Origin of the sequence: Amycolatopsis solani (assembly GCF_033441515.1) — a bacterium.
Taxonomy (GTDB): Bacteria; Actinomycetota; Actinomycetes; order Mycobacteriales; family Pseudonocardiaceae; genus Amycolatopsis; species Amycolatopsis solani.
On the sequence record NZ_JAWQJT010000003.1, the window covers coordinates 795,705 to 808,932 of the forward strand.

Sequence of the window (13,228 nt, forward strand, 5' to 3'; positions counted from 1 at the left end):
GCTGTCAGACGACCACGAGGTTCTTGGTGCTCAGGGTGAGGAGTTCGGGCTCCCCAGCCCGCACGACGAGCGTGTCCTCGATGCGCACGCCACCGCGCCCCGCGAGGTAGACGCCGGGCTCGACGGTGACCGCCATACCGGCGGACAGTGTACCGACGCCCGTCGCGGCGAAGCTGGGCGCCTCGTGGATCTGCAGGCCGACGCCGTGGCCGAGACCGTGGGCGAAGTGCTCGCCGTGCCCCGCGTCCGCGATCACCTTCCGCGCCGCGGCGTCCACTTCGGACACCTCGGCGCCGGGCGTGACGGCGCGGACGCCGGCCGCCTGCGCGGTGTGCACGAGGTCGTAGACCTCCCGCTGCCAGTCCGCGGGCTCGCCGAGGACGAAGGTGCGGGTCATGTCGGAGTGGTACCCGTCGACGGTCGCGCCGAAGTCCAGCTTCACGAAGTCGCCCCGCTCGAGCTGGGCGTGCGTCGGCCGGTGGTGCGGGATGGCCGAGTGCGCGCCGGCGGCGACGATGGAGGCGAAGCTGAGCGCCTCCGAGCCGTGCTCCAGCATCCGGTTCTCCAGGTCACGGGCGATGTCCAGCTCGGTGCGCCCGGGCCGGAGGCCGCCGGCGGCGACCAGGTCGTCGAGTGCCCGGTCGGCCGCGGCACACGCCTGGCGCAGGGCCTCGATCTCGGCTTCGTCCTTGACCACCCGCAGCTGCTCGACCAGGCCGGGGGTGCGTTCGAGCGGCACCCGCTGCCGGAGCGCTTCGTACTCTTCGACGCTCACGTGCTGGCTCTCGAACCCGACCCGCGCGTAGGTCTTGGGGTCCTTCGCGGCCTTCGCCACGAGGGCGGCGGCGCTGGCCCGGTCGACGACGGTCTCGAGGTCGGGCACCTCCCCCGCGGCCTGCGTGGTGTAGCGGCCGTCGGTGCAGAACAGGGTCCGCGCGTCCCCGTCCGCGTGCAGCAGCACGGCGGCGTTCGAGCCGGTGAACCCGGTCAGGTAGCGGATGTTCAGCAGGTCGGTGACCAGCAGCGCGTCCACACCGGCTCCGGTCAGGAGCTCACGCAGCGCCGCGCGACGTCGTCCATGGGTTTCAGGCACGCGTCCCACCCTAGTTGCCCGGCCGCCAGGTGACCGGCCAGTAGGCCGCCTACACTCCGCAAGATGAGCGCCTGGGTGATTCGCGGACTCGGGATGGCGGTGCTGCACGGCGCGGCCATCACCCTCCTCGCCAAGTACGCCGTCTACCACCCGACGGACCAGACGCTGGTGGTTTCCCTGGCCCTGGCGATCCTGGTCGGCGCGGCGGCGCTGTGGAGCGCCCTCGACGCGTGGCGCGACCTCCCCGACCGCGGCCGGGTGTGGTTCATCTCGGCGCTGGTCGCGGGGCCGGTGGCGGGGCTCCTGTACGTGATCGGCCGGGCGGTGTTCGTCGACCAGACGGGCGTGTCGGAGCTCGGCGGCGCACTGACCGGCGGCGCGGCGTTCTCGGCGCTGCTGGTGCTGATCCCGGCCGGGCTCGGGCTGTTCGTCGGCGGCCGGATCGGCCGCTCCCGGCCCCCGGAGCCGCACTAGCCCACCAGGGAGTGGCCCTTCGGGTAGCCGTCCCACTGGGCCGTGGTGACCGGGTGGGCGGCCGAGCCGTTGTTGCCCACGACCCCGCCGTCGGGGACGCGCCAGCGCTTCTTGTCGTCCAGCACGAACGCGAAGCCCTTGCCCGGCGCCTGCACCGCCTCCGCACCGGAGCGCAGCCGCGCCGCCACGGGCAGGGCCGCGACCGCCGCGGGCGCCTTCTCCAGGACCTCGCCGGCCAGTGCCACGGCCACCACGCGGCGGTCCACCCGGACGCGCACCCCCGCGCGGACCAGGTCCATCGTCCGCTCGGGCGAGGGCATCGCGACGCCGTCGAAGGTCGCCGCCGTCCGGCCGGCGTTGCCGCACGCCTGGCTCCCGAGCAGGTCGAGCCCGAAGTGACGCAGGTCGGTCGGCGCGTTCGCGCCGCCGATCGAGGTCGCGCGGACGACGTCGAACGGCACGCGCTCGCAGGGGTCCGCCGACGACAGCGGCGCGTGGCCGTCCGCCCGGCGCACCAGGCCGGGCCCTTCCTTCCACGGGCCGGGGATCAGCACCGGCTGGAAGGGGTTTTCGGTGAAGTCCGGCGTCCAGAACGTGAGGGTCGTGCCGCCGTCGGTCTCGTGCGCGACGACGAACGCGTCCAGCGCGCCCACCCACATCAGGTCGGCGCTGAACCCGTCGACGATCGACCGGCCCCGCGGCGCCGACGTCGACGCCACCGGCACGAACCCGCCGACGTCCAGCGCCTGCACGCCGGAGCCGAACGCCGGGTCGGCCGAGCGCAGCACGAACTGCCCGGCGCCGTTCCAGCCCGCGGCGCGGCCGGTGGTGTCGGTGAACATCAGGTAGAACCAGCCGTCGAGGTAGACCACCGAGGGCTGGCCGGCGCCGTAGACGTTCGCGCGGTGCACGTCGTGCGACGGCCCGAGGATCGGCTTCCCGCCCGCCGCGCGGGTCCAGTGCACGCCGTCGGGGCTGGTCGCGAGCCCGATCGCGTTGCCGAGCGCGTGGTCGCCCGCCGCGCCGGTGTAGTACAGGTAGTACGTCGAGCCGACGCGCAGCACGGACGGGTCGCAGGTGTGCATGCCGTCGAACTGCCCGGGCGCGCCGGAGAAGACGGCCGCGGGGATGCCGCCGCCCGGCCCGGTGAAGGGCCCGTCCATGGACTGCGCCTGCGCGTAGAGGATGTCGTCGCCGGCCGGCCCGGCCCCGCCGTACTGGCTGCACCACCACATCCGGGTCTGCCCGCGGTCGAGCATCACGGTCGGCCCGTAGTTGTAGACGGCGTCCGCGCCCCCGGCGGCGATCACGCCCCCGCTCTGCCGCGGCTCCCCGGAAGCGAGCTTGACGTCGGCCGGGCGCGGGGCGCTCTGCCCGCCCGCGATGGCCGGCTGCTCCCCCGCCGCCTGCGGCTGGGCGTACCCCTCGGTGCAGCCCGCGACCAGCAGCCCGGCCAGCACACTGGCGAGCAAGGCACGAGCGGGTCGCCGACCCCCACGACGATTCGGGTGCACGGCATCGGAGTGTAGCGATGGCCGACCCCGTCCGAGTGACGGCGCTCCCGGTGGACGGTCCCCCGATAGCGCAAGGCATCCCGCGGCGCGGACTCGCGTGCTCGAGAACCGGCTACCGGGTGTCACCCTCAGCGGTGGCGGCCGCCCGGCACCGACGATGACAGGAATGAGTCATTCACTACGTCCGGCGACAGGAATGAGTCATTCACGGCGTCCGGCGACAGGAATCCGGCAAAGTCGGGATCGGGATCGGCGGGCCGGCTCGAGCGGCCCCGGGAAGTCTTGAATGAGTCATTCAGGACCTCCGGCGACCTGAATGACTCATTCAAGACATCAGGCGAGCCCACCGAGGCAACGATCCACCGCGCCGACTCCGACTTTGCCGGGACCCTGACCTCCGAAGACCTGAATGACTCATTCACGACGTCGCGGGTGGCGGGCCCTCCAGCGCGACCAGCTCCACCTCGAAGCCGGCCTCGTTCTCGAGGTAAGCCGCGTAGTGGGCCGTCCCGCCCGCGTACGGGTAGCGGTCCGCGAACAGCGCGCGCCAGCCGTGGCCGGGAGCGCGGGCCGCCAGGGCGTCGACCTCGGCGCGGGTGGCCACGTGCAGCGCCAGGTGGTTCAGGCCCGGCCGCGTGCGTTCGTGGGCCGTCGCGCTCAACGCGGGTGAGGCCTCCACGACCAGGTAGGTCCCGCCGAGCCGCCAGCTGACGCCCGCGGGCCAGCGCTGGAACTCCCGCCAGCCCAGCTCGCCGAGCAGCCAGCCCCAGCTGCGCTCCGCTTCGGCGAGGTCAGGGACCCACAGCTCGACGTGGTGCGGCCGGCCGTGGCCGGTGGGCAGCGCGACCAGGACCCGGTGCAGGTCGCCGTAGTGGACGCCGGTGCCGACGTCGAGGAAGCCGAGGCGCCCGGCCACCGCGCGGCTCGCCGCGTTGTCCTCGTGCACCAGCGCCCAGATCGCCGGGAGGCCGAGCGTGCCGAGCCCGTGGTCGAGCACCGCCTCGGCGGCCTCGGTCGCCAGCCCCTGGCCGGCGTGCGCGCTCGCCACGTAGTACCCCAGCTCGGGGACCCCGCCGGGCAGCTCCGACGACGGGCGCAGGTGCGCGACGCCGATGACCTCGCCGTCGCGCTCGAGCACCCAGTGGCCCTGGCCGGCCGGGCCGCGGTAGGCGAGCCGCCGGTCGACCATCGCGCTCGCGGCGCCCGGGTCCGAGAAGTCCGCCGCGAAGAAGCGGCTCATCTCCGGGTCGGCGAAGACCTTCACGACGGCTTCCCGGTCGGCCGCCACCAGCTGCCGCAACCGCAGCCGCGCGGTGGTGAGCTCCGGCAGCGTCATCCCGGGTGCGCGGCGAGCCAGCGCAGGGCGAGCGGGTAGCCGTCGACGCCCAGGCCCGCGATCACCGCCGTCGCGATGTCGGAAAGCACGCTGTGGTGCCGGAACGCTTCCCGCTTGTGCACGTTCGAGATGTGCAGCTCGATCAGCGGCGCGGACAGCTGCGCGGCGGCGTCGCGCACCGCGATCGAGTAGTGCGTCCACGCGCCGGCGTTGAGCACCACCGGGTTGCCGCCGTCCGCGGCCTCGTGCAGCCAGCCGACCAGCTCGCCTTCGTGGTCGGTCTGCCGGACCTCGACCTCGATGCCCAGCTCCTCGCCCGTCTTGACGCACAGCGCGGCGAGGTCGTCGTGGGTGGTCGAGCCGTAGACCGACGGCTCGCGCTTGCCGAGCCGCCCGAGGTTGGGGCCGTTGAACACGAAAACCTTCACAGCAGCACGCTCCCGCCGGACTTGGGAGCGTCGGCGGCGATCGCCGAGTACGCGGCCGCCAGCAGCGACGGGTCGGGGCCTTCGAGCCGGCCGGGCTTGCCGAGCGCGTCGAGGACGACGAACCGCAGCACCCCCGAGCGGGTCTTCTTGTCGCCCTTCATGGTTTCGAGCAGCTGCGGCAGCGCGTCGGCGTCGTACGTCGTCGGCAGGCCGAGCAGCTTGAGCACCGACGCGTGGCGCTCGGCCGTCGCGTCGTCGAGGCGCCCGGCCAGGCGCGCCAGCTCGGCGGCGAACACCAGCCCGACGCTGACCGCGGCGCCGTGGCGCCACCGGTACCGCTCGCGGCGTTCGATGGCGTGGCCGAGGGTGTGGCCGTAGTTGAGGATCTCGCGCAGGTCGGACTCGCGCAGGTCGGCGGCCACGACGTCGGCCTTGACCTGGATCGAGCGGCGGACGAGCTCGGCCAGCACGTCACCGCCCGGGTCGAGCGCCGCGGCCGGGTCGGCTTCGATCAGTTCGAGGATCCGCGGGTCGGCGATGAAGCCCGTCTTCACGACCTCGGCCATGCCGGCGACGAGCTCGTTCGGCGGGAGCGTCTCCAGCGTGGCGAGGTCGACGAACACCGCGCTCGGCTCGTGGAACACCCCGACGAGGTTCTTGCCGGCCTCGGTGTTGATGCCGGTCTTGCCGCCGACCGCCGCGTCGACCATGCCGAGCAGCGTGGTCGGCACGTTGACCAGCCGGACCCCGCGCATCCACGTCCCGGCGACGAACCCGGCGAGGTCGGTGACGGCGCCGCCGCCGAGCCCGACGACCACGCCTTGGCGGTCGAGCCCGATCCGGCCGAGGACCTCCCAGCAGAAGCTGGCGACGGTCAGCGCCTTGCCGTCCTCGGCGTCCGGGACCTCGACGGTGTGCGCGTCGAGCCCGGCGGCGATCAGCTCCTCGCGGATGGCCTCGGCGGTGGTGGTCAGCGTGGGCGGGTGGATCAGCGCGACCTTCGAGGCGCCGGCCAGCTGCGCGGTCAGGTCGCCGAGCAGGCCGCGGCCGACCACGACGTCGTAGGGGCGGGCGGTGGCGACGGGGATGCGCACCGGATCGGACACGGGCTGATTCACTCCTTGGCTTCGGCGGGGGCGAGGCGCGCGGCGAGCTCCGCGACGATCTCGGCCGGGGTCCGCTCGTCGGTGACGACCTCGACGGTGGCGACCTCGCGGTACACGGGGACGCGCTCGTCGAGCAGTTTCTTGAAGGTGGCGCGGGGGTTCACCCCGGCCAGCAGCGGCCGCGCGCTCGACAGGCCGGTGCGCTGCACGCCCGCGGCCAGCCCGACGTTGAGGAACACGACGGTGTGCTCGGCGAGTCGGGCCCGGGTGCCGGGCGTGAGCGGCGCGCCGCCGCCCAGGGAGAGCACGCCGTCGTGCTCCGCCAGCGCCGCGGCGACCGCTTCTTCTTCCAGCGCGCGGAAAGCGGGTTCGCCGTCGTCGGCGAAGATGTCGGAGATGCTGCGCCCGGCCCGCGCGACGATGTCGTCGTCACTGTCCCGGAACGCGACGCCGAGCGCGGCCGCCAGCAGCGGGCCGACCGTGCTCTTGCCCGAGCCGGGCGGGCCGACGACCACCGCGCGAGGGCTCACCACCGCTCCTCGAGGGCCTTCAGGTACCCCTCGGCGTTGCGCTTGCCCTCGGCGAGGGAGTCGCCGCCGAACTTCTCGAGCGCGGCGTCGGCGAGGATGAGCGCCACCACGGACTCCAGCACGACACCCGCGCGCGGCACGGCGCAGACGTCGGACCGCTGGTGGATCGCGACGGCGGGCTCACCTGTCTTGACGTCCACTGTGGACAGTGCTTTGGGGACGGTCGAGATCGGCTTCATCGCGACGCGCACCCGCAGCGGCTCGCCGTTGGTGATGCCGCCTTCGAGGCCGCCCGCGCGGTTGGACCGGCGGGTGACGCCGACCGGGCCGGTGCCGCGGTCGATCTCGTCGTGCGCCTGGCTGCCCCAGCGGCGTGCGGTGGTGAAGCCGTCGCCGACCTCGACGCCCTTCATCGCCTGGACGCCCATGAGCGCGCCGGCCAGCCGCGCGTCGAGCCGGCGGTCCCAGTGGACGTGGGAGCCGAGGCCCGGCGGGAGGCCGTAGGCGATGACCTCGATGACGCCGCCGACGGTGTCGCCCGCCTTCCGCACGGCGTCGACCTCGGCGACCATCGCGTCGGTGCCCTCCTGGCTGAAGGAGCGCACCGGGCTCTCGTCGATGGCGGCGAGGTCTTCCGGCTTGGGCAGCGGCCCCTCGGGGGCGTCCGCGCCGCCGATCGAGACGACGTGACTGAGGATCTCGACGCCCAGCAGCTGCTTGAGGTAGTTGCGCGCGACGGTGCCGAGCGCGGTCCGCGACGCCGTCTCGCGGGCGCTGGCGCGTTCGAGGACGGGGCGGGCCTCCTCGAAGCCGTACTTCTGCATGCCGGGCAGGTCGGCGTGGCCGGGGCGGGGCCGGGTGAGCGGTTCGTTGCGCGCGAGCCCTTCGAGCACCTGCGGGTCGACCGGGTCGGCCGCCATGACCTGCTCCCACTTGGGCCACTCGGCGTTGTCGATCTGCACGGCGACCGGGCCGCCCTGGGTGAGGCCGTGGCGCACGCCGCCGAGGAACTCGATGTGGTCGGTCTCGAACCCCATCCGCGGGCTGCGGCCGAAGCCGAGGCGCCGCCGGGCCAGCTGCTCGGTGACGTCGGCGGTGGTGACGGCCACCCCGGCGGGCATCCCTTCGAGCACGGCGGCCAGCGCGGGTCCGTGCGATTCACCTGCGGTGATCCAGCGCAACATGGGCTCAATCCTGTCACGGGCGCGAGGCAGCCCGGGACGTGCCTCCGCTCACGGCACGGCTTGCGCCCGGGTGGCGCGTGAGCAGGGCGGGCGGCGCAGGGGCGGCGGTGGGTCGCGGGGTCGCGAATGACTCATTCGGGACCTCCCACATCCCCAATGAGTCATTCGCGCCCCCCCGGCACCAGCGCGCCAGAACAAGGTGGCGGGCGTTTCTTCCGCACGGCTGCCGGGGGCGGCGGAAGCCTCGGGGCGCTGAAGAGCGGCTCGCGGGCCGGAGTGGGGCCCCGGCCGAGTCAGAACCCGAAGCCCGTGCCGCCGCCCGCCGGACCTCAGCGTCGCGAATGACTCATTCGGGACCTCCGACGTCCCCAATGAGTCATTCGCGACCCCCCGGCACCAGCGCGCGAGAGCAAGGTGGCTCATCCGGGACCCCCTGCGGCCCGGATGAGCCACCACCCCTCACAACGTCAGCCGCAGCAGCGCTCTTCCGCTTCCCCCGCGGACCTCCAGCGCCGCCAGGTCCGCGCGCTGCAGCGCCGTCCCGATCACGATGCGGGCCGTGTTGTCCGGGACCGCCTTCCACGTCGCCAGCTGCGTCTCCGCGCCCGTGCGGGAGATCGCCACCAGGACGTAGTCGCCGCCGCTGCGGCCGCCCGTGTAGCTGCACGACATGTCGACCTGGGTGCCCCAGTCGAACGCGTCGAGGCGGGCGTCCGCGCGGACCGGGAACTGGCCCAGTGCCGTCATCGCGATCGGCGGGGGCGGTGACGGCGCGGGCCACGACGCCACCACCGCCAGTGCCACGCACGCCGACACCGCCAGTGCCGCCGACACCGACGTCACCGCGACGCGGATGCGGCGGCCGCGGCGGACCCGGGTGAGCACCGTGGGCAGCAGGTCCGGCGGGGGTGGCCCGGAATCGGGCAGGGCCGCCGGGGTGTCGACGCGGGCCAGCAGGCCCGGCAGGCCGGCCAGTTCGCGGACCGACGCCGCGCAGTGGTCGCACGTGCGCAGGTGCTCCTCGAAGCGCTGGCGGTCCTCCGGGGACAGCGCCCCCAGCACGTAAGCGGCGTCGAACGTCGCGAACGGGTCTTCGCTCACTGGGTCACCCCCCTCTCCTCCAGCACCAGCCGCAACGCGCGCAGCGCGTAGTGCGTGCGGGACTTCACCGTTCCTTCGGCCACGCCCAGGCGCCGGGCCGCGTCCGCCACGGAATAGCCCTGGAAGTAGCACAGCACCAGGACCTCGCGGTGCCGCTCGGACAGCTCCGCGAGCGCCTCCGCGACCAGCCAGCCCTGGACCGCCCGGTCCGTCCCGTCGGCGACCGGGCGTTCCGGTGGCGCGTCCGTCACCACCTCCGACCGGGCCGACGCCGAGCGCCAGCCGTCGATCGCGATGCGCCGCGCCACCGTGAACAGCCACGCGCGGGCCGAGCCCTGCGACTGGTCCAGCACCGCCGACGAGCGCCAGGCACGCAGCAGCGTCTCCTGGACGACGTCTTCGGCGCGGATCCGGTCGCCGGAGGTCAGGTGGAGCGCGTACGACCACAACGCGGCCGCGTGCTCGTCGTGCAGGGCGCGCATCAGCGCCTCTTCGGCGACTTCGCCCACGGAATTCAGGCCGTGACCCGGCGCCGGTCCTTCAGGAACAGCAGCGCCAGGCCGCCCACGATGCAGACCGCCTCGGTGATGACGCCCCAGTACTCGGGCTGGCTGTTGAACTGGTCGTGGTTGCCGGCGAAGCCGACGGTCGCGGCCAGCACGTACGCGCCGAGCGTCAGCACGCCGAACCCGAGCGCGCCCAGCGCCGGCAGCCAGTGCCGCCAGGCCAGCACCGCGATCGCGATGACCAGGCCGCCGATCGCGTCCAGCAGGAACAGCGGGCCGACGATGCCCGGGTAGTCCTCGGTCCACAGGAAGTAGTGCACGCCCGCCGAGCCGAGCAGCGCGGCCGCCACGACGATGCGTAGAACCCAGTTCACCATGATCGTTCCTCCACTCCACACCCACTCGGCTACATACACGGAAGAGGACGCGATCCGGTTCACCGCGGATTGAACCGATGCGGTGTCGATCTCGTTCATAAGGGCATGACTGCCGAACTGCACTCCCGCCGCACCGTCCTGACCACGGGTGCCGCCGTCGCCGGTGCCGCCGTCGGCGCCGTCGCGCTCACCGCCTGCTCGTCGGACGACGCCAAGTCCGGCACCGCGCAGGCGCCGATCGCCGCCGGGACGCCGCTGGTCGCGCTCGCCGACGTCCCCGTCGGGGAGGCGAAGGCGGCCAAGGCCCCGGACGGCTCCGACGTCATCGTGGCCCGGCCGTCCGAGTCGGCCTGCGCCGCGTTCAGCGCGATCTGCACGCACCAGGGCTGCACCGTCACCCCCAAGGGCGCGGACCTGGTCTGCCCCTGCCACGGCTCGGTCTTCAACGCGCTGACCGGCGAGGTCAAGCAGGGACCGGCGAACAAGCCGCTGCCGAGTGTGGCGGTCAAGGTCGAGAACGGGAAGGTCGTGACCGGCTGACGGGCCGGGCGCACGCGAAGGGCCCTTGTGGACGGTCGTCCGCAAGGGCCCTTCGTGTGACAGGAAGAACTCAGGCGTCCCAGGCGAACAGCTTTTCGCCCGCCGCGACGTCGCGCTCGGCGTCCAAAGCGGACAGCACCTCCGCGGCGGCGTCCAGCGCGACGACCGGGACGATCGCCGAGTAGCCCGCGGCGGTCACCGCCTCCGGGTCCCAGCTGACCACCGGCTGGCCGGCCCGCACCTGCTCGCCCTTGACGACGTGCAGCGTGAAGCCCTCGCCCTTCTCCTTGACCGTGTCGATGCCGAGGTGGACCAGCACGGCCTTGCCGTCCTCGGTGGCGATGACGTAGGCGTGCGGGTGCAGCGTGGCGACCGTGCCGTCCACCGGCGCGACCGCGTCCGAGCGCCCGCCCGAGGGCCGCACGGCGATGCCCGGGCCCACCATGGCCTGCGCGAACACCGGGTCGGGGACCTCGGTGATCGGCACCACGCGCCCGGCGACCGGGCTGAGGACCTCGAGGCTCACAGCAGGTCCTCGATGTCGCTCGCGATCGTGTCCGCCTCCGGCCCGACGATCACCTGCAGGGCCGACGATCCCATCTTCACCACGCCCATCGCGCCGGCCTTCTTCAGCGCCGCTTCGTCGACGAGGCTCATGTCCTCGACCTCGCAGCGCAGCCGCGTGATGCACCCCTCGACCTCGGTGAGATTGCCCGCGCCGCCGAGTGCCGCGAGGATCTTTTCGGGCCTGTCATCCGCCATCGCGGTCTCCTTGATCACTGTTTGTTCCCAACCTGACGCGAACCGCGTGTCCACCACTACTACGCCGTTCGTCGGCATGCACCCCGTCGCGGGCCACGAACGGATAACGGTGGTTGACACCCGTCCGCACGGCGGAGCATCCTGCCCCATCAGATCATTGGTCTAGACCGGAACGTACCAATGTTCCGGGCCGGACGCGAGCACCGGTCCCCCGGTGACACGAGAACGAGGAGGGTGACGCCGATGAGCGCGGCCGCGCACGTCCCGCCACCCGACCGGGTCGTCAACGGGCCCACGCCCAAGCACGCCCAGCTGCGGGAAATCCTCCGCCGCACGGTGGAGCGGGAGCTCCCGCCGGGTGCGCCGATCCCGTCGGAACGCGAGCTGGCCCAACGCTACGGCGTGTCGCGGCTCACGGTCAGATCGGCGATCGGCAAGCTGGTCGAGGAGGGTCTGCTCGCCCGGGTCCGCGGCAAGGGCACCTTCACCGCGGCCCGGCGGATGGAACTGCAGCTCTACCTCATGTCGTTCACCGACGACATGCGGCGGCGGGGGCTGACCCCGACGACCGAGGTGGTGTCGGCGGCCACCGAGGTCCCGCCCACCGCCTCGGCGCACGCCCTCGGCCTGGCCGAGGGCACTCCCGCGCACCACCTGGTGCGGCTGCGCCACGCCGACGGCGTGCCCCTGGCCGTCGAGCGGGGCTGGTACCACGCGGGCCGGGCTCCCGGCCTGCTCGAGCTCGACCTGACCCAGTCGCTCTACGCGCAGCTGGCCGAGACGTACGACGTGCGTCCCGACCAGGCGTGGCAGACGGTCTGGGCCGAAGGAGCGGACCGCGAAACGGCCCGGCTGCTCGGCATGCGCGCCGGCAGCCCGCTGCTCGTGTTCCGCCGGGTTTCCAGCGCCAACGGCGACCCGATCGAAGACATCACTTCCTGGTACCGGGGAGATCACTACCAGGTGACCATGCAGTTGGACCGGAACACCCCGGAACCCGGTCAACCACCCCACTATGGAGGATCCAGATGAGCTCCACCACCGCGGAGGGGGCGAAGAAGAGCGGCAGCGGTCTCGCCGGTCTTCAGCGCTTCGGCCGTAGCCTCATGCTCCCCATCGCCGTGCTCCCGGCGGCGGGCATCCTGCTGCGGTTCGGGCAGGACGACATGCTCGGCAAGGACGGCCTCGGCTGGAACAAGGTCGCTTCGGTGCTGGGCGCCGCGGGCGGCACGCTGTTCAACTGGCTGCCGCTGCTGTTCGCGGTCGGCATCGCGGTCGGCTTCGCCAAGAAGGGCGACGGCTCGACGGCCGTCGCGGCGGTCGTCGGCTTCTTCGTCTTCAGCTCCGTCGTCCAGGTCTTCGCCCCGCTGAGCGACCTGCCCGGCTACAAGGCGGGCGCGACCGAACTGGCGCCGATCAAGTGGCCGTACTCGGTGCTCGCGGGTGTCGTGGTCGGCATCGTGGCGGCGTTGCTGTGGCAGAAGTACCACCGCATCAAGCTGCCCGCCTACCTGGCGTTCTTCGGTGGCCGCCGGTTCGTCCCGATCATCACCGCGGTCGTCATGGTCGTCCTCGGCGTGCTCTTCGGCCTGGTCTTCCACTGGGTCGACCAGGGCATCCAGGCCGCCGGTGACGCGGTCACCGCCTCCCCGGTGGTCGGTGGCGGCATCTACGGCGCGCTGAACCGCCTGCTCATCCCGGTCGGTCTGCACCAGCTGCTGAACGTCCCCGTCTGGTTCATCTTCGACGGCGGTGACATCAACAACTTCGTCGCGGGCAAGATGTCGGCCGGTGCCTTCACCACGGGCTTCTTCCCGATCTTCATGTTCGCCCTGCCCGCCGCCGCGCTGGCGATCTGGCAGACGGCCCGCCCGGCGCAGAAGAAGGTCGTCGGCGGTGTGATGATCGCCGGCGCGTTGACCTCGTTCCTCACCGGTGTCACCGAGCCGATCGAGTTCTCCTTCATGTTCGTCGCGTGGCCGCTGTACCTGTTCCACGCGATCATGACCGGCACCTCGCTGGCGATCTGCAACGCGCTGGGCATCCACCAGAGCTTCAACTTCTCGGCCGGCGCGATCGACTACCTGCTGAACTTCGGCGCCCCGGCGGCGCAGAAGCCGTGGCTGCTCATCCCGATCGGCCTCGTCTACGCGGTGATCTACTACTTCGTGTTCCGGTTCGCGATCGTCAAGTTCAACCTGCGCACCCCGGGCCGCGAAGACGACTCGATCGAGGCCGACCTCGACCGCACCGCCGCCGCGTAACATCCACAACGAC

The 13,228-nt window shown here is 72.8% G+C and carries 16 protein-coding genes; 4 read left to right on the forward strand and 12 right to left on the reverse strand.

The window, feature by feature from the left end:
• Nucleotides 1-4: 4 nt before the first annotated feature.
• Nucleotides 5-1,093: a M24 family metallopeptidase gene (locus tag SD460_RS36290; RefSeq protein WP_290055790.1), complete on the reverse strand. Its 1,089-nt coding sequence runs from the start codon at nt 1,091-1,093 to the stop codon at nt 5-7.
• Between the two features lie 93 nt (nt 1,094-1,186).
• Between SD460_RS36290 and SD460_RS36295 the strand changes: the two genes are divergently transcribed.
• Nucleotides 1,187-1,567, forward strand: coding sequence for a B-4DMT family transporter (locus tag SD460_RS36295; protein WP_438860604.1), 381 nt, complete (start codon nt 1,187-1,189; stop codon nt 1,565-1,567).
• Here the strand turns inward: SD460_RS36295 and SD460_RS36300 are convergent.
• The 9 genes from SD460_RS36300 to SD460_RS36340 all read right to left on the reverse strand — a co-directional run bounded on the left by SD460_RS36300 (nt 1,564) and on the right by SD460_RS36340 (nt 9,649).
• Nucleotides 1,564-3,039: a glycoside hydrolase family protein gene (locus tag SD460_RS36300; RefSeq protein WP_290055788.1), complete on the reverse strand. Its 1,476-nt coding sequence runs from the start codon at nt 3,037-3,039 to the stop codon at nt 1,564-1,566. The genes SD460_RS36295 and SD460_RS36300 overlap by 4 nt on opposite strands.
• Nucleotides 3,040-3,499: 460 nt before the next feature.
• Nucleotides 3,500-4,417, reverse strand: a complete 918-nt coding sequence (locus tag SD460_RS36305; RefSeq protein ID WP_290059464.1) for a GNAT family N-acetyltransferase — start codon at nt 4,415-4,417, stop codon at nt 3,500-3,502.
• Nucleotides 4,414-4,845 (reverse strand): type II 3-dehydroquinate dehydratase, encoded by a 432-nt coding sequence (gene aroQ / locus SD460_RS36310; protein WP_290059463.1) that lies wholly within the window; start codon nt 4,843-4,845, stop codon nt 4,414-4,416. Before aroQ ends, SD460_RS36305 begins: the two co-directional genes overlap by 4 nt.
• Complete coding sequence (gene aroB / locus SD460_RS36315) at nt 4,842-5,951, reverse strand: 3-dehydroquinate synthase (RefSeq protein WP_290059461.1); 1,110 nt, start codon at nt 5,949-5,951, stop codon at nt 4,842-4,844. The genes aroQ and aroB overlap by 4 nt, the downstream gene beginning before the upstream one ends.
• 8 nt (nt 5,952-5,959) lie before the next feature.
• Nucleotides 5,960-6,481: a shikimate kinase gene (locus SD460_RS36320; RefSeq protein WP_290059459.1), complete on the reverse strand. Its 522-nt coding sequence runs from the start codon at nt 6,479-6,481 to the stop codon at nt 5,960-5,962.
• On the reverse strand, nt 6,478-7,665 hold the full coding sequence (gene aroC / locus SD460_RS36325) for a chorismate synthase (RefSeq protein ID WP_290059457.1): 1,188 nt from the start codon (nt 7,663-7,665) through the stop codon (nt 6,478-6,480). Before aroC ends, SD460_RS36320 begins: the two co-directional genes overlap by 4 nt.
• Before the next feature lie 459 nt (nt 7,666-8,124).
• A complete protein-coding gene (locus SD460_RS36330) occupies nt 8,125-8,766 on the reverse strand; it encodes an anti-sigma factor family protein (protein ID WP_290059455.1) in 642 nt (213 codons plus the stop codon).
• The gene (locus tag SD460_RS36335; RefSeq protein ID WP_290059452.1) at nt 8,763-9,275 is read right to left on the reverse strand and encodes a sigma-70 family RNA polymerase sigma factor; all 513 of its coding nucleotides are present in this window, start codon (nt 9,273-9,275) and stop codon (nt 8,763-8,765) included. The genes SD460_RS36330 and SD460_RS36335 overlap by 4 nt, the downstream gene beginning before the upstream one ends.
• Before the next feature lie 5 nt (nt 9,276-9,280).
• Complete coding sequence (locus tag SD460_RS36340) at nt 9,281-9,649, reverse strand: hypothetical protein (RefSeq protein ID WP_290059450.1); 369 nt, start codon at nt 9,647-9,649, stop codon at nt 9,281-9,283.
• A 105-nt stretch (nt 9,650-9,754) separates the two neighbouring features.
• On the opposite strand from SD460_RS36340, the gene SD460_RS36345 reads away from it, so the two are divergent.
• On the forward strand, nt 9,755-10,189 hold the full coding sequence (locus SD460_RS36345; protein WP_290059449.1) for a QcrA and Rieske domain-containing protein: 435 nt from the start codon (nt 9,755-9,757) through the stop codon (nt 10,187-10,189).
• A gap of 70 nt (nt 10,190-10,259) precedes the next feature.
• Here SD460_RS36345 and SD460_RS36350 read toward each other — a convergent pair whose 3' ends face one another.
• Complete coding sequence (locus tag SD460_RS36350) at nt 10,260-10,715, reverse strand: PTS sugar transporter subunit IIA (protein WP_290059447.1); 456 nt, start codon at nt 10,713-10,715, stop codon at nt 10,260-10,262.
• Complete coding sequence (locus SD460_RS36355; RefSeq protein ID WP_247011672.1) at nt 10,712-10,951, reverse strand: PTS sugar transporter subunit IIB; 240 nt, start codon at nt 10,949-10,951, stop codon at nt 10,712-10,714. The genes SD460_RS36350 and SD460_RS36355 overlap by 4 nt, the downstream gene beginning before the upstream one ends.
• Nucleotides 10,952-11,194: 243 nt before the next feature.
• Here SD460_RS36355 and SD460_RS36360 point away from each other — a divergent pair, with 243 nt between their 5' ends.
• Entirely contained in the window at nt 11,195-11,983 is a 789-nt protein-coding gene (locus tag SD460_RS36360) for a GntR family transcriptional regulator (RefSeq protein WP_247011673.1), read from the forward strand.
• Nucleotides 11,980-13,215: a PTS transporter subunit EIIC gene (locus tag SD460_RS36365; RefSeq protein ID WP_318307370.1), complete on the forward strand. Its 1,236-nt coding sequence runs from the start codon at nt 11,980-11,982 to the stop codon at nt 13,213-13,215. Before SD460_RS36360 ends, SD460_RS36365 begins: the two co-directional genes overlap by 4 nt.
• Nucleotides 13,216-13,228: the final 13 nt, after the last annotated feature.

What these genes read in the sequence shown, in the direction of transcription:
- SD460_RS36295 (WP_438860604.1), top strand. Translation starts at nt 1,187, where the DNA reads ATGGCGGTGCTGCACGGCGCGGCCATCACCCTCCTCGCCAAGTACGCC.
- SD460_RS36305 (WP_290059464.1), bottom strand. Translation starts at nt 4,417, where the DNA reads ATGACGCTGCCGGAGCTCACCACCGCGCGGCTGCGGTTGCGGCAGCTG.
- aroC (WP_290059457.1), bottom strand. Translation starts at nt 7,665, where the DNA reads ATGTTGCGCTGGATCACCGCAGGTGAATCGCACGGACCCGCGCTGGCC.
- SD460_RS36340 (WP_290059450.1), bottom strand. Translation starts at nt 9,649, where the DNA reads ATGGTGAACTGGGTTCTACGCATCGTCGTGGCGGCCGCGCTGCTCGGC.
- SD460_RS36345 (WP_290059449.1), top strand. Translation starts at nt 9,755, where the DNA reads ATGACTGCCGAACTGCACTCCCGCCGCACCGTCCTGACCACGGGTGCC.
- SD460_RS36355 (WP_247011672.1), bottom strand. Translation starts at nt 10,951, where the DNA reads ATGGCGGATGACAGGCCCGAAAAGATCCTCGCGGCACTCGGCGGCGCG.
- SD460_RS36360 (WP_247011673.1), top strand. Translation starts at nt 11,195, where the DNA reads ATGAGCGCGGCCGCGCACGTCCCGCCACCCGACCGGGTCGTCAACGGG.
- SD460_RS36365 (WP_318307370.1), top strand. Translation starts at nt 11,980, where the DNA reads ATGAGCTCCACCACCGCGGAGGGGGCGAAGAAGAGCGGCAGCGGTCTC.